Here is a 16,754-nt window from a genome sequence, read left to right as displayed (position 1 = left end):
AGTTCTCTTGCGATTTCGTTCTTGCTCTCTTGAGATTGGCTTGCCAAGAGCGGGAGCGCCGCTGATTTTGGCCTTGCCAAGCGCAAGCCTTTCTATTCTTGGCCCTTGCCAAGGGCCAATTATATGCAAGAACTTCGCCAAGTTGGGGCGCACGTTTATCATTCGAAGAGCGCTCGGTACAGGGCGCCGGGGGATCATCATGGCCAAGCAGATCAGGCTCAACGCCTTTGCGATGAATTGCGTCGCGCATCAATCACCCGGGCTGTGGACCCATCCGCGCGATCGCACCGCCGAATATAACCGCCTGCCCTACTGGATCGATCTCGCCAGGACGCTGGAACGCGGGCGTTTCGACGGGTTGTTCCTGGCCGACGTGCTCGGGGTCTATGACGTCTATGGCAGCAGCCCTGACGCGGCCTTGCGCAATGCAGCGCAGACGCCGTCGAACGAGCCGCTGCTGCTGCTCTCGGCGATGGCGGCGGTGACGAAAAATCTCGGCTTCGGCGTCACCAGCAATCTGTCCTTTGAGCCGCCCTACCCGTTCGCGCGGCGGATGTCGACGCTCGACCATCTCACCGAGGGACGGATCGGCTGGAACGTCGTCACCGGCTATCTCGACAGCGCCGCACGCGGCGCCGGCAAGGACAAGCAGACCGGGCACGACGACCGCTACGATATCGCCGACGAATATATGGAGGTGGTCTACAAGCTCTGGGAAGGCAGCTGGGAGGACGACGCCGTGCTGCGCGACCGGGCGCGCGGCATCTTCACCGATCCCACAAAGGTTCATCGCGTCAATCATGAGGGCGCGAATTACCGCATCAACAACACCATCCATCTCAGCGAGCCGTCGCCGCAGCGGACGCCCGTGCTGTACCAGGCCGGCACCTCGCCGCGCGGTCGGCAGTTCGCGGCGAAGCACGCCGAATGCGTGTTCATGTCGGGACCGTCGGCCAAGATCATCGGGCCGCGCGTCTCCGCGATCCGCCAGGAAGCCGCCGCGCTCGGCCGCAACCCGGCGGAGATCCTGATGTTCAACATGATGACGATCATCCTCGGCAATACGGAAGCCGAAGCGGCGGCGAAATATGCCGACTACCGGTCGCATATCAGTGCGGAAGGCGCGCTGGCCCTGATGTCGGGATGGACCGGCATCGACTTCTCCGGCTACGAGCTCGACCAGCAGGTGCGTCACGTCCAGAACGATGCCGGCCGCAGTGCACTCGACAACGTCACCCGCGGCGACCCCGACCGCGTCTGGACCGTCCGCGACGTCATCGAGCATGTCGGCATCGGTGGCGCCGGCCCGGTCGTGGTCGGCACGCCGGAGAGCGTCGCAGATAAGATCGAGGATTGGTTCGAGAAGACTGACGTCGACGGCCTCAACGTCGCGTTTGCGATCTCGCCCGGCGATTTCGATGATATCGCCGACATGCTGGTGCCGGAGCTGACCAAGCGCGGACGCTACAAGCCGGAATATGCGAAAGGGACCCTGCGGGAGAAGCTGTTCGGCGACGGCCGCGCAAGGCTCGGTGCGCCGCATCCGGCGGCAGGATATCGGGTGGGGAAGAAGGGGTAGAAGCCGCTAGGTACGCTGTCATGCCCCGGCTTGACCGGGGCATCCAGTACGCCGCGGCCTATCGAGGAATCACAGCCGTCTCTGGAATACTGGATCGCCCGATCAAGTCGGGCGATGACAGCTGAGAACGCGGCGAGTGCCAGTGCGATGGCGCCCCCTACACCTTCCCATCCACCATCACCTCGATCAGCTTCGTTCCGGGGCGGTTGAACGCCGACGCCAGTGTCGCCTTCAGCTCGCGGGGATCACTCACCTTGATCGCCTCGCAGCCGAGCGCCTTCGCGATCCCTGCAAAATCCACCGGCGGATCGACAAAATCCATGCCGACGTAATTGTCGTCGCCATGGAAGGCGAGCAGGCGCTGCTTGATGATGCGGTAGCCGCCATTGTTGGCAATGACGACGTTGAGCGGCAGCTTGTGATGCGCCGCCGTCCACAGCGATTGGATCGAATACATCGCGCTGCCGTCGCCGGAGAAGCAAACCACCGGGCGATCCGGATTGGCGAGGCTGGCGCCCACGGAGGCCGGCAGGCCCCAGCCGATGCCGCCGGACGCAAGCCCATGATAGCCGAAGCGGTCGCGGTGCGGACGCAGCGCCGTGATCTGGCGGCTCGAGGTGAGCCCTTCGTCGACGAGGATCGCATGATCGGGCATGGCCTCGACCATTTGCAGCACCAGGAAGTCCGGATCGATCGGGCTGCGGCCGGCAGTCTTGCCGATCTGCTCGACCAGCGCAGCACGCCGCGCGGTCCAGTTCTTCGGCGCGAGCTCGGCGAGGCGCTGCTTTGCACGGCTTGCCAGCGTAGCGCCGCCCATCTCCTTCAGCACCGGGATCAGCGCCCGCAGCGTTTCCTTCAGATCCGCCTTCAGCGCAATTTCAGCCCCGTAGTTCTTGGCGATCTCCCAATCGACGAGGCCGATCTGGACGATGCCGAGTCCGTCAGGCAGCGCGTCGACCTCGCTATAGACCGACATCCGCAGCGGATCGCCGCCGAGTGCGATCAGGAGGTCATACGGCGCAAGCGTGTCGCGCGCGACCTTCTGCACGCGCGCCAGCGTGCCGACGAAGCTCGGGCTTTCCGAGAGGAAATGAGAGCCATAGGGCGTCGAGGACTGATAGGCGGCCGCACCAAGCAGCTCGGCGAGTTCGGCGGCCTCCTTCAGTGCATCGCTCTTGACCACCTCGTCCATGGTGACGATGACGGGACGTTCGGCCTTGAGCAGCCGCGCTGCAAACGCCCTCAGCGCCTCGTCCGACGGCTTGACGCGGGCGTCGATCCGGGTGGAGCGGCCGAGATCGATGCCGACCTCGCTGTTGAGGATGTCGCCCGGCAGCGAGATGAACACCGGCCCGGTCGGCGGCGTCATCGCGACCTTGGCGGCGCGGCGGACGATGCGCGGCAGATCTTCCAGCCGCGTCACCTCGACCGCCCATTTCACCAGCGGCTCGGCCATCCGCACCAGCGGGCCATAAAGCACCGGCTCCATCAGGCCGTGGCCCTGCTCCTGCTGGCCGGCGGTCAGGATCATCGGCGTGCCCGTGAACTGGGCGTTGTAGAGCGAGCCCATCGCGTTGCCGAGCCCCGGCGCGACATGGACGTTGCAAGCGACGAGCTTGCCGGAGGCGCGGCTGTAGCCATCCGCGATCGCGACCACCAGGCTCTCCTGCATTGCCATCACATAGGTGAGATCAGGATGGTCCTTCAGCGCATGCATGATCGGCAGCTCGGTGGTGCCGGGATTGCCGAACAGATGGGTAACGCCCTCGTCCTTGAGCAGCGCGAGAAAAGCGGAGCGGCCGGTGATCTTGTTCTTCATGTTTCCTCCAGGCCCCGCGGGTATTGCCGCAAGGTGAGGCATGATGGCCGAACTTGGCCGAGGCACGCAAGGAAGCGCCGTCATGGCAGACTTGCGTCGGCGCGGGCAAGCTGGGAACATGCTTGGGCGTAAGCCTGCATGGGGAGACGCGATGGCCTATGACGAGAACACCGCGGCGCGGGTGCGCAAATTACTGGCGGGTCAGCGAGACGTCGCGGAAAAGAAGATGATGGGCGGCCTCTGCTTCATGGTGAACAACACCATGTGCTGCACCGTCAGCGGGCGCGGCGGCATGCTGATCCGCGTCGGCCCGGAAGCGCATGCACGCATGCTGCAGGAGCCGCACGCCAGCCCGATGGAAATGCGCGGGCGCATCATGACCGGCTTCGTGCGCGTCGCGCCGGACGGCTATCAGAGCGATGCCGATCTGAAAAAATGGGTCGAGCGCGGGCTCGACTTCGTGGCGGCGAATGCCGCGGGACGCAAAGCGGCGCCGCGGAAGGCCGTTGCGGCGAAGACCAAGGTCGCCGCCAAGGCTAAAGCACCTCCTCGCGGCCGAGTTCGAAAGGGTCTTCGCCGCTAGTGCGCTTCTTCTTTTTCGAGCGCTGCCAGACCACACCGGGTAAGCCCTTCAGCGGCACCAGCGGCTCGCCGGTATAGGCCCATTCCTGAAGCTCCTCGATCGCGATATGATAGAGCGGCTGGCGGCCGGTGCGCTCGTTGAACAGCGCGCGGGGGATGTTGACCATGTGCGGCCCACGCGGACGCTCATAGGCGACCGGCGTCCCGCAATGTGAGCAGAAGCTGCGCGCGGTCTTGGTCGCCTTGTCCTCGTAGCGGGCCAGCGCGGCTTTCCCCGAGACGATGCGAAAGCGCTTCTTCCAGCTTCCGACATAGGTGGCATAGGCCGCGCCGTGGGCGCGGCGGCTACTGGCCGAATGATCATGCCAGGCCCAACGCGCGGGGACGTCGATCTCGAAGGTGACCTTGCCGCAGAGGCATTGGCCGGTGGCGGTTCCTGCGGCGACTGCGGCTTTGGCCATGGTAGGTCCTTCCGTCGTCCTTGCGAGCGCAGCGAAGCAATCCAGACTGCCTCTGCAGAAAGACTCTGGATTGCTTCGCTGCGCTCGCGATGACGGAGTTTGTGGGCTCGTCGGAGCTACGAATATAGACCTGTAGCCCGGATGGAGCGAAGCGCAATCCGGGGAAGTCTATCGGCGAGGCGAGAAACCCGGGTTTCGCTGCGCTCCATCCGGGCTACGAAGGTCTCTACGCCGTCGCGAGCTCGTCATACACCGGGTAATCCGTATACCCCTTCTCCTCGCCGCCGTAGAACGTCGCGCGGTTATACGGCGTGATCGGATAGTCGTGCCGAAGGCGGCGCGGCAAATCGGGGTTGGAGATGAAGATGCGGCCGAAGGCGATGATGTCGGCGTGGCCGTCGGCAATTGCCGCATTCGCGGTCTCGCCGGTGAACCCGCCGGCGGTCATCAGCACGCCGCTGTAGAGCGGGTGGAACAGCACCATTGCGGAGGGCACGTTCTCCCAGTGGACGTCGGCACGGCCGGCGCCGCTGGAGCGCGGCTCGATGAAGTGAAGATAGGCAAGGTCGAGCTTGTCGATCGCCTTCACGACGTGCGAGTAAAGCGGCATCGGATCGGGCTCGCCGGAATCATTGGCGATGCCGTGGGGCGACAGCCGCACGCCGACGCGGTTCGCGCCCCAGACGTCGATGGCCGCCTGCGTGACTTCGAGCAGAAGCCGCGCGCGGTTCTCGATTCCGCCGCCATATTGATCGGTGCGCTGGTTGCTGCGCGACTGCAGGAACTGCTCGAGCAGATAGCCGTTGGCGCCGTGGATCTCGACACCGTCGAAGCCGGCGGCGAGCGCGTTCTTGGCACCCTGCCGGAAGGCCTCGACGATGCCCTTGACCTCGTCGGTCTCCAGCGCGCGCGGGGTCTCGTAGTCAGAAATCTTGCCGTCGGCGGTCATCGCCTTCATGCCTTCGGCCTTGATCGCAATCGCCGAAGCCGAGACCGGCAGCTCACCGCCGTGGAAGGAGGAATGCGAGACGCGGCCGACATGCCAGAGCTGGAGGAAGATGATGCCGCCCTTGGCGTGCACGGCATCCGTCACCTTGCGCCAGCCGGCGATCTGCGCCTCCGAATAGATGCCGGGCGTCGCGGGGTTACCGCGGCCATGGGAGAGCACGGGGGACGCTTCAGCGATGATCAAGCCGCCTTGTGTGGCGCGCTGACCGTAATAGTCGGCATTGAGCTGACGCTGCGAAAAGCTCTCACGCTCGGCTCGCATGCGCGTCAGCGGCGCCAACGCAACGCGGTGCGCGAGCTTGTACGGACCGACCTGCAAGGGTTGAAACAACGCCGGGAATTTCATGCTGGACCCAATTGGCTATGGAAGGATGGCGGTCATATAAAGAGGGGCGGCCGCCGGAAAAGGAGCCGCCCCTGCAAAAGGAAATATTCATCTCCCGCAACGAGCGGAAGGGGAATAAACGTTACGCCGTCTTGATCCAGACGGCCTTCACGTTGAGATATTCCTCGACGTGCTGCTTGCCGGACTCGCGGCCGTAGCCGCTCATCTTGTAGCCGCCGAAGGGCACGGCCGGGTCCATCGCCTGGTAGCAGTTCACCCACACCGAGCCGGCGCGCAGGCTCTTCGCGACCGCATGGGCCTTGCTGACGTCGCGCGTCCACAGACCCGAGCCGAGGCCGAACGTGGTGTTGTTGGCGCGCTTGACCAGTTCGTCCATGTCCTTGAACGCGATCGCGGAGATGACGGGACCAAAAATCTCCTCCTGCGCGATGCGCATGTTGTCCTGGACACCCGCAAACACCGTCGGCGAGACGAAGAAGCCCTTTGATAGTGCGCCTTCGGTGACGCGGCCACCGCCGGCAAGCGCACGCGCGCCTTCCTTCTGACCGATGTCGAGATAGCCGGTGACGCGCTTGAGTTGCTCCTCGGAAACGAGCGGGCCGATCTGCACATTGGGATCGAGGCCGTTGCCGACCTGCAGCTTCTTGCCGAACTCGGCGACGCGGCCGACGAACTCTTCGTAGACCGACTGTTCGACGAACAGGCGCGTGCCGGCGCTGCAGATTTGGCCTGAGTTGGCGAACACCGCCATCGCGGCGCCGGGGACTGCGGCATCGAGATCGGCATCGGCGAACACGATGTCCGGCGACTTGCCGCCGAGCTCGAGCGAGACGCGCTTGAGATTGCTGGCGGAGGCGCGGATGATCGACTGGCCCGTGACGTGCGAGCCGGTGAAGGCGACCTTGTCGACGTCATGGTGCGAGGCGAGAGCAGCGCCCGCGGTCTCGCCATAGCCGGGCACGACGTTGATGACGCCGGGCGGAATGCCGGCTTCCATCGCCAGCTCGGCGATGCGCAGCGAGGTGAGCGGCGCCTCTTCTGCAGGCTTCAGCACCACGGTGCAGCCGGTCGCGATCGCCGGGCCGATCTTCCAGATCGTTGCGGTGAGCGGGCCGTTCCAGGGAATGATGGCGCCGACGACGCCGATTGGCTCCTTCAGCGTGTAGGAGAAGATTTCGCCGGGCAGCGAGTTCTCGATGGTCTCGCCGTGGATTGCGGTGGTCTGGCCGGCGTAATAGCGCAGCATGCCGACGGCGCGCAGGCGATAGGCGCGGGTGCGGCTGAGCGGCGCGCCCATGTCGAGCGTGTCGAGCTGCGATAATTCGTCGAAATTCTTCTCGACGAGGTCGGCGAGCTTGAGCAGCAGGTTCTGCCGCTCGAACGGTTTTACTTTGCTCCAGGGGCCTTCGAAGGCACGGCGAGCGGCGGCGACGGCACGGTCGATGTCTTCCTTGTCGCCCTCGGCGACCGTCGCCAGCAATTCGCCGGTGGCGGGGTTGTGGGTCTCGAAGCGCTTGCCTGAGGCAGCATCGACCCACTTCCCGTCGATCAGCATCTGCTTGTAGGACCCGTTGGCGAACGGATGGCGCGTGATCGGAATAGCCTGCGACACAGCCATGGCTGCACTCCCTGTCAAATGATTGATTGGTTCGATCTGGGCGGGATCGTTAAGTCGACGAGGATACAGCGGTGGCGGAGAGGCGTAAAGGCGGCGTAGAACGAAGACCTCCCATGCCGACTTGTGCAGGGTCGCGCGAGCGCCATGTTATAGCTCGACCGTGCCCTTCCCCCGGAGACCAGCCATGCCACATTCCGCCATCGTCAAAGACAATGTCGCCGTGATCACGGGCGGCGCATCCGGTATCGGATTGGCAGCCGCGCTGGCCTTCGCGCGCGCCGGCATGAAGGTGTGCATCGCAGATGTGGACCAGGCGCGGCTCGCGGAAGCCGCAACAAAGCTGTCATCCGTCACGCCTGCCACACATGTGATGACGTTCGCCGCCGATGTCAGCAAGGCCGAGAGCGTGACGGAACTCGAACGGGGCGTGCGCGAGCGCTTCGGCGGTACCGACATCCTCATGAACAATGCCGGCATCCAGCCGGGCAGCACGCTGTTCGGCGAGCCCGACAACTGGCAGCGCATCATCGGCGTCAACATGTGGGGCATCATCAACGGCTCGCGCATCTTCGCAGCCAACATGATCGCGCGCGGCAGGCGCGGCCTCATCATCAACACCGGGTCGAAGCAGGGCATCACCACGCCGCCCGGCGATCCCGCCTACAACGTCTCCAAGGCCGGCGTGAAGGCTTTTACGGAAGCGCTGCAGCACGAGCTGCGCAACACGAAGGACTGCCGCATCACCGCGCATCTGCTGATTCCCGGCTTCGTCTTCACCGGCCTCACCGCAAGGGGCCGCACCGAGAAGCCGGCCGGAGCCTGGACGGCTGAGCAGACCGTGGATTTCATGCTGGCGCGGCTGGAGGCCGACGACTTCTATATCCTCTGCCCGGACAACGACGTGCCGCGCGCGCTCGACGAGAAGCGGATGCTGTGGGCGGCGGGAGACATCGTCGAGAACCGCCCGCCGCTGTCACGTTGGCATGCGGACTATGCGGATGCGTTCAAGAGATTTGTGGACGGGGAGTAACTATCAGACCCTCATGGTGAGGAGCGCGCCCTTGCGCGCGTCTTGAACCATGCAGGCCCGGCTGAGGCGGCTCGGGCCTCGATCCTTCGAGACGCCCGCTTTCAGCGGGCTCCTCGGGATGAGGAGCAAGAGCACTCGCGGCGCGGCAATACCGCGCAAACGCCCTACAGCGTTTCTTGCTGGTGCCCGCAATTCTTGCACGCGAATTTGACCCGGCTCTGGCCCTTTTCCGCCTGCACCCGGTTCGGCGCGCCGCACTTGCCGCAGACGGCCTCGATGCGGGTCGAGCCCTGCTTGACGACGATGGTCTTCTTTTCCATCGATTCGCGGATCAGGCGCTCGGCCTCCTCACGCAGGGATTGTTTCGACAAAGCTCATCTCCGCCTCTGGAAAGCGCGAGAGCCATAACGCACCTGCGTTGGAATCTCAATCGGCAATGCCGGCTCAGACCTCGACAATCACATAGCTGTCTTCGACATGCACCGGAAACGTCTCGGCGACGTACGGGCCCTTCTGCAACTCTTCGCCACGCTCCACCGCGACCGGATAGGACCGGATCTTGACCCGTTTCGGATCGAACCAGGATTGGCCGTTGCGCATGTCGAATTCCCAGCCGTGCCAGGGACAGCGCAGCATCTCGCCGACGCGCGAACGCTCATAGACGCCGGGCTCGGGCGAGGTCAGCCGCGCCACGCATGCCGCCTTCTCCAGCGGCGCGCCCTCATGCGGGCATCGGTTCAGCAGTGCGAAGAACTCGCCATTGACGTGGAACACGACGATGTCGCGGCCCGCGATATCGACGACCTTGTTACCGCCGGGCGGGATCTCCGAGGTGCGCGCGACGATGTGACGGGCCATATCCTTTCAGAACCTCTTTGCTCAGAACTTGTAGACCGCGCGGGCATTGGTGCTGAAGATCTTCTTCCGCTCGGCCTCCGTCAGCGGCGTCTTGAAGGCGAAGCGCGGATCGTCGAAATCCCAGTGCGGATAGTCCGACGAGAACAGCAGCCTGTCGATGCCGACCCATTCGATCAGCGAACGCAGATGCCGCGCCTCGTCGGGCTCGTCGATCGGCTGCGTCGTGAACCAGAAATGCTCGCGGACATATTCGGACGGCTTGCGCCTGAGATGCGGCACCTCGCTGCGGAAGCGCTCGAAATGCTGGTCCATCCGCCACACCGCCGACGGGATCCAGCCGAACCCGCCCTCGATGAAGACGATCTTCAGCTTGGGAAACCGCTCAGGCACGCCCTCGATGACGAGGCTCGCAAGCTGCGCCGCGATGGTGTGCGCGTTGGACTGGTGCTCCTCGACATAATAGGACGGCCAGCCGCCGCCGGTCGGCGGATGCCCGCCATAGCCGCCGACATGGATGCCGAGCGGCAGGTCCAACTCTTGCGCACGCTCGTAGATCGGCCAGTAACGGCGGCGGCCGAGCGGCTCGTTGGCGCGCGGAGAAACATTGATCTGGATGTATTCGCCGATTTTGGCGCAGCGCTCGATCTCGGCGATGGCGAGATCCACGCCATCCTGCCCGACCAGGATCGAAGCCTTCAGGCGCGGATCACGATGCGACCAGAACGCCAGCTGCCAGTCATTGATGGCGCGCTGGATCGCGGCGCCGAATTCCAGGTTCTGTTGCGAGAAGATGAAGAGATCAAGCACCTGCAGAATCCCGAACTCGACATCGAGCGGATCGAGATGCTGCTTCTGCATGAAGGCCAGATCGGAGCCGGGCGGCCCGCCGGTCGGCGGCCACGCATCGCGCCGCGCGATCAGTGGCGAGGATCGCGGATAGGGCGTGGTGAAGAGATACGGCGTGCGCAGATGGCTGCCATATTCCTTCAGATGCTGCTGCCAGCGTTTCGGCAGGAACTCGTTGAGATCGTCGGTCGAGCGCAGGCTCGGATGCACGTCGCAATCGACGATGCGCAACCGCGAGGTGGCGGGCTTTTCTTCGTCGAGCAGCGGGCGGTCGATGACGTCACTCATGCGATCCTCCAAACTTTTTGTTTGCGCATGATCTTATCGGAAAACCGGTACCCACTTTTCCGGATCATGCGTCAATTCAGCGATAACCGCGGAAACGTCTCCAGCGGATTGTCGACGCACATCTTCGCGATGATGCTCTTCGGCAGGTGCGGCGGGATCGGATCGTCGCCATCGAACTGCCAGTGCGGATAGTCGGACGCGAACAAAAACATCTTTTCGGAGCCGATCTGGTCGATGATCTCCTCGACGCTTTTTGCATCAGTCGGCGCATCGAAGGGCTGCATGGTGACGCGGAAATTGTCGCGGATGATCGCGGCCGGCTCGCGTTCGACCCAGGGAACCTCGACGCGGACGCCGCGCCAGGTCTTGTTGGCGCGCCACATGAAGGCCGGCAGCCAGCTCACGCCTGATTCCATCAGCACGACCTTCAGGTTCGGAAACTTGCCGAAAACGCCTTCATAAATGAGGCTCAGGATCTGCGCCTGAAACGCCTGGGCCTCGACGAAGTAATATTCGTAGCGGTGCGACGGCCAGCCGGCCGAGCTAGGCGCTTGCCGATATTGCGTGCCGGCATGGATCGCGAGCGGCAGCCTGTACTTCTCGGCGAGCCGGTAGACCGGCCAGAAATGCCGCCGTCCCAGCAGCGTCTCGCCCTGCGCCAACACCAGGATGGAGACAAAACGATTGTCGCCGGCGCGGCGCTCGATCTCCTCGATCGCGAGATCCGGGTCCTGCATCGGCACCACGATGGAGGCGCGCAGGCGGGGATCGCACGACAGCCATTCGGCCGCGATCCAGTCGTTGATGGCCCTGCAGAAGTCCGCCGCCATGTAGGCGTCGAACACGGCCTGTGCGCCATAGAGCACGTTGAGGATCGCGTGGCTCGCACCCAGCTGCTCGAACGCGCCCTTCTGCACCATCGCGAGATCGGAGCCGGGCTTGGCGCCATTGGCCGGCCGCCAGTCGGCGCGGCCCGTGAGCGGCATGCTCGGCGGATAGGAGGTGAGATCGAGCCCGTCGATAGCGCGGCTCACGACCTGCTCTTTCCAGTGATCGCTGAGATAGGGAAGCAGTGTCGTGCGCGTGCCACCAACCGCCGGGTGGATATCGCAGTCGATCCGCGTCACCGCCATGAAGCTTCCTCGCGCAATCTTATTGGCGGCGTTCCTGTGCGCCGCTTGCGCAGAGTGCCCCTGACCGCGCTGGTGCGCAAGGTCGCCCGCCCGCGCGATCCGTCATGGCTCGGTTGCATTTCGCAGGCGCGATACAAAGCTCCGCGCTACTCGATGATGGATGGTCTCTCGGCGCGAGCGGTGGATGCCGGGGCATCCTCCGCTCTTTGCGCTCTCGCCTCAAGCCGCCTTGGAGACTTCCATCAGCAGGCGCTCGGCCCTGGCATCCTCGATCCGGTTCACCAGCCGGCTGCTCTCGTGATTGTCGCGCACCGTCTTGGTCAAGGTGATGCAGGTCTGGATCAGCATCACGATGCCCATGGTGAGATAGCCCTTCATCCAGAGATCGATCGGCAGGAAGAAGATGCCGATGGCGACGAGGAACGCGGAGGCTGCGAAGGACGCGTAAGTGAAGGTCACCCAGGCGCTGCTGTGGGGCTGGCCGTTCTGGTTCATGATGGTCTCCTGTCGGTTCGAATGATGATGGGGTTTGGGATCAGGCAGTCGGCATGCGCTTGGACTTCAACCGCACCAGCACGTCGTCCGCGGTCGTCTTGAGCCGGGGGCCAAAGCCCTGCTCGGCGAGCCGTTCCGCAGTGGCGAGCGGACCGGAGGCCGCATCGAGCTCGACCAGCGCGTCGTCAGCGGCCTGGGCTTCCATCTGTCGGTCGCGCAGGCGCCTCAAGGTGCTCTCCGCCTCCGGCAGCGTGGATTCGTAAGGACGTGCCGCCTCGATGCCGCTGCGGCGAAGCGAGCGCACCGCTTCCGAGGCACGGGCGACACGACGGCCGCGATCGAGCTCGGTGATGCGGGCCTGCGCGCTCGCGACATGGCGCTTCAGCCTGATGATCTCGGTCGCGAACAATGCGCGTGCGGTCATCGCCGCATCGCGATCGGCCTCCAGGCCCGCGATGGCTTCGGCCGCGTCCTTGGCGAGATCCTCGCGGCCACCGTCGAGCGCCGCAACCGCACGGGTCTCGAGATCGGCGATGCGGGCGACGGTCGCTTCGAGCTTGCGGCCTTCCTGCTGGTCCTGGGCGATCGCCAGCGCCAGCGTCCGCTTGCTGCGCTCGACGGCGGCGGCCGCATCGCGCATCTGCTGGTCGAGGATCAGAAGGGCCGTCCGGTCTTCCAGTTCCTCGCCCGCGGCGGCCACGCTGCCGCGGAAAAGTGTCACTACGGTCTTGAACATTTGCTGCTCCCTGTTATGAGCGTTGCTCACGGATGGTTTGTAGCAGAGATCTTGAACATCGTTCAATATATTTTTGAGCGTCGCTCAAGAATTTGATTAACAAATGACTAAAGCCTTGGAACGTCGAGAGAAACTGCGGGCCGACCTGATTCAGGCGGCCGAGCGGATGATTGCTGAGCGAGGGTTGGCGGGTCTAAAAACCCGCGATCTCGCCCGCGAGATCGGCTGCGCCAATGGCGCGGTCTACAATCTCGTCGCCGACGTGGACGAGTTGGTCCTGCGCGTCGGCTCACGCACGCTACTCCGACTCGACAAGGTGCTCAGCGCGGCGGTGAGCGCGGACAATCCATCGCCGCAGGAGACGCTGGTCCGCATCGCGATCGCCTATTGCGATTTCGCCGCAGAAAATCTCGAGCTCTGGCGCGCAATGTTCGAGCATCGCATGGAGGCCGGCAAGGAAGTCCCCGACTGGTCCGTCCACGACCAGTTGCAGCTGTTCCGCCACATCTACACGCCACTGGCAGCGTTGTTTCCAGACAGAGGGGCAGAGGAGCTCGGCATCACCGCACGCAGCCTGTTCTCGGCCGTGCATGGCATGGTGGCGCTGGGGCTCGAGCAGAGGCTGGTCGCCGTGCCGCTGCCGGCGCTGCGGAAGGAAATCGCGGGCCTGGTGCGGGCGATGATCGACGGCTTGATCGCGCGGGCGGCGTAGAAGCCGAGAGAGCGCAGCGAAACTGGCGGCGGCACCTGACTAAAATTTCGCCTGTCGCATCGCTGGCAGCACGCTTAGCTTTCGCCGCGTCTCGTCCTCTCTCCGGAGTCTCCCATGCCCCTCCTCATCCGCGGCGGCACCGTCGTCAATCATGATCATTCGCGCCGTGCGGACGTGCTGATCGACGGCGAGACCATCGTCGCGATCGGAACATCGCTCGATGCACCGACGGGCGCGGAGATCGTCGATGCCGGCGGCGCCTATGTCATCCCGGGCGGGATCGATCCGCATACCCATCTCGAAATGCCGTTCATGGGCACGGTGACCGCCGACGATTTCGAATCCGGGACGAAGGCGGCGCTGACCGGTGGCACCACCATGGTGGTGGATTTCTGCCTGCCCGATCCCGGCCAGTCGATGCTCGCGGCCTATCAGGAATGGCGGCACAAATCCGAGAAGGCGGCGACCGACTACGGCTTCCACATGGCGGTGACGTCGTGGTCGAAGCAGATCCATGACGAGATGGAGACCGTGGTCAAAACCTACGGCATCAACACCTTCAAGCATTTCATGTCCTACAAGGGCGCGCTGATGGTGAACGATGACGAGCTCTACAACTCGTTCGCGCGCTGCGCCCATCTCGGCGCCATGCCTGTCGTCCATGCGGAAAACGGCGACGTCGTCGCCCTGATGCAGGAAGCGCTGATCGCGCGCGGCGTCACCGGCCCCGAGGGTCACGCCTATTCACGGCCGCCGGAGGTCGAGGGCGAAGCCACCAACCGCGCCATCATGATCGCTGATATGACGGGCACGCCGGTCTACATCGTCCACACGAGCTGCCGCGAGGCGCATGAAGCGATTGCCCGCGCACGGGCCGCTGGGAAACGCGTCTATGGCGAGCCGCTGATCCAGCATCTGCTGCTGGATGCCGGCGAGTACCAGAACAGGGACTGGGACCATTCCGCGCAGCGCGTGATGTCGCCGCCGTTCCGCGACAGATCGCATCAGGACAGCCTTTGGGCCGGCCTGCAAGCCGGCTCGCTCCAGGTAGTCGCCACCGACCATTGCGCCTTCACCACCGAACAGAAGCGGTTCGGGCTCGGCGATTTCAGGAAGATCCCGAACGGCACCGGCGGCCTCGAAGATCGGCTCGCACTGCTGTGGACCGCGGGCGTCGCCACGGGACGGTTGACGAAGGAGGAGTTCGTCGCGGTGACTTCGGCGAACATCGCCCGCATCCTCAACATCTACCCGCGCAAGGGCGCCGTCGCCGTCGGTTCGGATGCCGATGTCGTGGTGTGGGACCCCAGGGCGAGCGAGACCATCAGCGCGAAGCGGCAGATGAGCCGGATCGATTACAACGTGTTCGAAGGCTTTGCCTGCACCGGCGGACCGGCCGCGACGCTGTCGCGTGGCCGCATCGTCTGGAAGGATGGCGATCTCCGCGCCGAGGCCGGCGACGGCCACTACGTCGAGCGTCCGGCGTTCTCGCCGGTGCACGTCGCCAACTCGACATGGAAGCAACTGACCGCCCCGCGCGCGGTCGCACGCGGAGCGGTCACGCCGTAACGATCAAGCCGCCTTGCCGGCCTGCAACCGGTCGAGCACCGGCAGCAATTCGGATGGATCGGGGCGTTGGGTGTAGTCCGGGTTCACTTCCGCATAGGCGATGATGCCGTCGCGGCCGATGACGTAGCGCGCGGGCATCGGCAGCACCCAGGCCGGATTGTCGTTGAACGTCGGCAGGTCGTTCTTGAAGGACTTGTAGAGCGAGACGAGATCGGCCGGCAGCGCGAAGCGGATGCCGAAGGCGTCGGCGACGCCGCTTGCGACGTCGCTCAGGATCGGGAACGACAGCTTGTTCTCGCGCTCCGACTTGCGGCTGTTCGGCGCGGTCTGCGGCGAGATCGCAACGAGGCTCGCACCACGCGCGGCGAGCTCTGGCAGCGCCTCCTGGAGCGCCTGGAGCTCGAGGTTGCAATACGGGCACCAGACGCCGCGATAGAACGACACGACCAGCGGTCCCTTCGCGAGCAGGTCGCGCGAGGACACAGGCTTGCCGTCGGGATCCCTGAGGATGAATTCCGGCGCGGCGTCGCCGGCCTTCTTGGCGCGCTGCGCCTGGCCGCTCGCGATCAGCTCGGCGGTAGCCCGGTGCATGGTGTCGAGCGCCTCCTTGCTCGGCTTGAGCGGAAAGCGGCCGGCTTCGAAGTCCGCTTTGAAGGCGTCGAGTTTGTCTTGCAGGGCCATGGGTAGCTCCATCTTTTGCTGTTGGCCCGCTCTATCTGGATCATTTGAGAATGAAGGGATATACGGTCGATACGGACAAGTTTTATCCGGATTTCAAATGAGTGACCGGCTCCAGGAATTGGCCGTCTTCGTCCGCGCGGCGGAGAGCGGCAGCTTTTCAAAGGCCGCACGCGAGCTCGGCCTGTCGCAGCCCTCGGTGTCGCGCATCATCGGTGACTTGGAGACGCGGCTCGGCGTCAAGCTGCTGCTGCGGACCACGCGCAGCATCACGGTCACAGACGCCGGCGCGCTGTTCCTGACGCGTGCGCGCGAAGTGCTGGCTGATATCGAGGATGCCGAGGATGCCGCGCGCGGCGTCGATTCCTTGCGTGGAACGCTGCGCATCACGATGCCGATCGTCTACGGCACGCGAAACATCATTCCGCGCCTGCCGAAATTCCTCAGGGCTCATCCCCTCTTGCGCGTCGAGCTGTCCGTCGCCGACGAACGGCAAAACCTTGTTGTGGAGGGCACCGACGTTGCCATTCGCCTCGGCCCCCTCGACGATTCCGGCTTCGGCGCACGCAAGCTTGCGACCGTGTCGCGCTTTCTCGTCGCGGCGCCATCCTATCTAGCCGAGCGCGGCATCCCGAAGACGCCTGCCGATCTCGCCTCGCACGACTGCATCTTCGGCCCCGGCATGTTCGGTCGCACCACCTGGTCGTTCACCCGCAACGGCGCGGAGACCTCGGTCGATGTCCGCGGCCGCATCACCACCGATTCCGGTCCCGGCGTGTTCGCGAGTGTGCTGGCAGGCCTCGGCATCGCGATGACGTCGCCGGTGATGGCCGGCCCCGAGATCGAGGCGGGCGCGCTGGTGCCGGTGTTGAAGAGCTACAAGCTCGCGCCGGTGGAGGTGTATGCCGTGTTCCCGGCGGGTCCGCGCCCCTCGATCAAGGTGCGCGCGCTGGTCGACTTCCTGGCGGAGGAGTTGAGATAGGCGCGGATGCGACG

General features: G+C 64.6%; 17 protein-coding genes. 6 read left to right on the top strand and 11 right to left on the bottom strand.

Annotated elements, in window-relative coordinates:
* Positions 1–199 precede the first annotated feature (199 nt).
* Positions 200–1,579: an LLM class flavin-dependent oxidoreductase gene (locus OWC48_RS22395; protein WP_282521899.1), complete on the top strand. Its 1,380-nt coding sequence runs from the start codon at positions 200–202 to the stop codon at positions 1,577–1,579.
* A gap of 157 nt (positions 1,580–1,736) precedes the next feature.
* On the opposite strand, the gene OWC48_RS22390 is transcribed toward OWC48_RS22395, so the two are convergent.
* Positions 1,737–3,398 (bottom strand): thiamine pyrophosphate-binding protein, encoded by a 1,662-nt coding sequence (locus OWC48_RS22390; protein ID WP_282521898.1) that lies wholly within the window; start codon positions 3,396–3,398, stop codon positions 1,737–1,739.
* Between the two features lie 151 nt (positions 3,399–3,549).
* Between OWC48_RS22390 and OWC48_RS22385 the strand changes: the two genes are divergently transcribed.
* The gene (locus tag OWC48_RS22385) at positions 3,550–3,981 is read left to right on the top strand and encodes a TfoX/Sxy family protein (RefSeq protein ID WP_282521897.1); all 432 of its coding nucleotides are present in this window, start codon (positions 3,550–3,552) and stop codon (positions 3,979–3,981) included.
* Here the strand turns inward: OWC48_RS22385 and OWC48_RS22380 are convergent.
* From OWC48_RS22380 to OWC48_RS22370, 3 genes are all read right to left on the bottom strand, one after another.
* Complete coding sequence (locus OWC48_RS22380; RefSeq protein ID WP_282521896.1) at positions 3,935–4,441, bottom strand: GFA family protein; 507 nt, start codon at positions 4,439–4,441, stop codon at positions 3,935–3,937. The two genes, OWC48_RS22385 and OWC48_RS22380, sit on opposite strands and share 47 nt — an antisense overlap.
* Before the next feature lie 226 nt (positions 4,442–4,667).
* Positions 4,668–5,795: an alkene reductase gene (locus OWC48_RS22375; RefSeq protein WP_282521895.1), complete on the bottom strand. Its 1,128-nt coding sequence runs from the start codon at positions 5,793–5,795 to the stop codon at positions 4,668–4,670.
* Positions 5,796–5,916: 121 nt separating this feature from the next.
* On the bottom strand, positions 5,917–7,413 hold the full coding sequence (locus OWC48_RS22370) for an aldehyde dehydrogenase family protein (RefSeq protein WP_282521894.1): 1,497 nt from the start codon (positions 7,411–7,413) through the stop codon (positions 5,917–5,919).
* A gap of 184 nt (positions 7,414–7,597) precedes the next feature.
* On the opposite strand from OWC48_RS22370, the gene OWC48_RS22365 reads away from it, so the two are divergent.
* Positions 7,598–8,443: an SDR family NAD(P)-dependent oxidoreductase gene (locus tag OWC48_RS22365; RefSeq protein ID WP_282521893.1), complete on the top strand. Its 846-nt coding sequence runs from the start codon at positions 7,598–7,600 to the stop codon at positions 8,441–8,443.
* Between the two features lie 164 nt (positions 8,444–8,607).
* Here OWC48_RS22365 and OWC48_RS22360 read toward each other — a convergent pair whose 3' ends face one another.
* The 6 genes from OWC48_RS22360 to OWC48_RS22335 form a co-directional block, all read right to left on the bottom strand.
* On the bottom strand, positions 8,608–8,814 hold the full coding sequence (locus OWC48_RS22360) for a hypothetical protein (protein WP_014491844.1): 207 nt from the start codon (positions 8,812–8,814) through the stop codon (positions 8,608–8,610).
* Positions 8,815–8,887: 73 nt separating this feature from the next.
* Positions 8,888–9,301, bottom strand: a complete 414-nt coding sequence (locus OWC48_RS22355) for a Rieske (2Fe-2S) protein (RefSeq protein ID WP_282521892.1) — start codon at positions 9,299–9,301, stop codon at positions 8,888–8,890.
* 21 nt (positions 9,302–9,322) lie between these two features.
* Positions 9,323–10,435, bottom strand: coding sequence for an amidohydrolase family protein (locus tag OWC48_RS22350; protein WP_282521891.1), 1,113 nt, complete (start codon positions 10,433–10,435; stop codon positions 9,323–9,325).
* 71 nt (positions 10,436–10,506) lie between these two features.
* Positions 10,507–11,568, bottom strand: coding sequence for an amidohydrolase family protein (locus OWC48_RS22345; protein ID WP_282521890.1), 1,062 nt, complete (start codon positions 11,566–11,568; stop codon positions 10,507–10,509).
* 219 nt (positions 11,569–11,787) lie between these two features.
* Positions 11,788–12,063: a YiaA/YiaB family inner membrane protein gene (locus OWC48_RS22340; protein ID WP_282521889.1), complete on the bottom strand. Its 276-nt coding sequence runs from the start codon at positions 12,061–12,063 to the stop codon at positions 11,788–11,790.
* A gap of 40 nt (positions 12,064–12,103) precedes the next feature.
* Positions 12,104–12,799 carry a PspA/IM30 family protein gene (locus tag OWC48_RS22335; protein WP_282521888.1) on the bottom strand — a complete coding sequence of 232 codons (696 nt, stop codon included), beginning with the start codon at positions 12,797–12,799 and terminating at the stop codon, positions 12,104–12,106.
* Between the two features lie 103 nt (positions 12,800–12,902).
* Here OWC48_RS22335 and OWC48_RS22330 point away from each other — a divergent pair, with 103 nt between their 5' ends.
* Positions 12,903–13,511, top strand: coding sequence for a TetR/AcrR family transcriptional regulator (locus tag OWC48_RS22330; protein WP_282521887.1), 609 nt, complete (start codon positions 12,903–12,905; stop codon positions 13,509–13,511).
* Between the two features lie 114 nt (positions 13,512–13,625).
* Positions 13,626–15,080, top strand: coding sequence for a dihydropyrimidinase (hydA, locus tag OWC48_RS22325; protein ID WP_282521886.1), 1,455 nt, complete (start codon positions 13,626–13,628; stop codon positions 15,078–15,080).
* A 3-nt stretch (positions 15,081–15,083) separates the two neighbouring features.
* Here hydA and OWC48_RS22320 read toward each other — a convergent pair whose 3' ends face one another.
* Positions 15,084–15,761, bottom strand: coding sequence for a peroxiredoxin-like family protein (locus OWC48_RS22320; RefSeq protein ID WP_282521885.1), 678 nt, complete (start codon positions 15,759–15,761; stop codon positions 15,084–15,086).
* Between the two features lie 97 nt (positions 15,762–15,858).
* Here OWC48_RS22320 and OWC48_RS22315 point away from each other — a divergent pair, with 97 nt between their 5' ends.
* Positions 15,859–16,740: a LysR family transcriptional regulator gene (locus tag OWC48_RS22315; protein WP_282521884.1), complete on the top strand. Its 882-nt coding sequence runs from the start codon at positions 15,859–15,861 to the stop codon at positions 16,738–16,740.
* The last annotated feature ends 14 nt before the right edge of the window (positions 16,741–16,754 follow it).

The organism is Bradyrhizobium sp. Arg816 (genome assembly GCF_029989365.1).
Classification (GTDB): domain Bacteria; phylum Pseudomonadota; class Alphaproteobacteria; order Rhizobiales; family Xanthobacteraceae; genus Bradyrhizobium.
Note: the sequence above shows the minus strand (reverse complement) of the source record. Positions and strands in the feature narration are given on the sequence as shown.

Coding starts and splice junctions, on each gene's coding strand:
- OWC48_RS22375 (WP_282521895.1), bottom strand. CDS start 5,795: ATGAAATTCCCGGCGTTGTTTCAACCCTTGCAGGTCGGTCCGTACAAG.
- OWC48_RS22345 (WP_282521890.1), bottom strand. CDS start 11,568: ATGGCGGTGACGCGGATCGACTGCGATATCCACCCGGCGGTTGGTGGC.
- OWC48_RS22390 (WP_282521898.1), bottom strand. CDS start 3,398: ATGAAGAACAAGATCACCGGCCGCTCCGCTTTTCTCGCGCTGCTCAAG.
- OWC48_RS22315 (WP_282521884.1), top strand. CDS start 15,859: ATGAGTGACCGGCTCCAGGAATTGGCCGTCTTCGTCCGCGCGGCGGAG.
- hydA (WP_282521886.1), top strand. CDS start 13,626: ATGCCCCTCCTCATCCGCGGCGGCACCGTCGTCAATCATGATCATTCG.
- OWC48_RS22340 (WP_282521889.1), bottom strand. CDS start 12,063: ATGAACCAGAACGGCCAGCCCCACAGCAGCGCCTGGGTGACCTTCACT.
- OWC48_RS22380 (WP_282521896.1), bottom strand. CDS start 4,441: ATGGCCAAAGCCGCAGTCGCCGCAGGAACCGCCACCGGCCAATGCCTC.
- OWC48_RS22370 (WP_282521894.1), bottom strand. CDS start 7,413: ATGGCTGTGTCGCAGGCTATTCCGATCACGCGCCATCCGTTCGCCAAC.
- OWC48_RS22365 (WP_282521893.1), top strand. CDS start 7,598: ATGCCACATTCCGCCATCGTCAAAGACAATGTCGCCGTGATCACGGGC.
- OWC48_RS22350 (WP_282521891.1), bottom strand. CDS start 10,435: ATGAGTGACGTCATCGACCGCCCGCTGCTCGACGAAGAAAAGCCCGCC.
- OWC48_RS22395 (WP_282521899.1), top strand. CDS start 200: ATGGCCAAGCAGATCAGGCTCAACGCCTTTGCGATGAATTGCGTCGCG.
- OWC48_RS22330 (WP_282521887.1), top strand. CDS start 12,903: ATGACTAAAGCCTTGGAACGTCGAGAGAAACTGCGGGCCGACCTGATT.
- OWC48_RS22385 (WP_282521897.1), top strand. CDS start 3,550: ATGGCCTATGACGAGAACACCGCGGCGCGGGTGCGCAAATTACTGGCG.
- OWC48_RS22335 (WP_282521888.1), bottom strand. CDS start 12,799: ATGTTCAAGACCGTAGTGACACTTTTCCGCGGCAGCGTGGCCGCCGCG.
- OWC48_RS22355 (WP_282521892.1), bottom strand. CDS start 9,301: ATGGCCCGTCACATCGTCGCGCGCACCTCGGAGATCCCGCCCGGCGGT.
- OWC48_RS22320 (WP_282521885.1), bottom strand. CDS start 15,761: ATGGCCCTGCAAGACAAACTCGACGCCTTCAAAGCGGACTTCGAAGCC.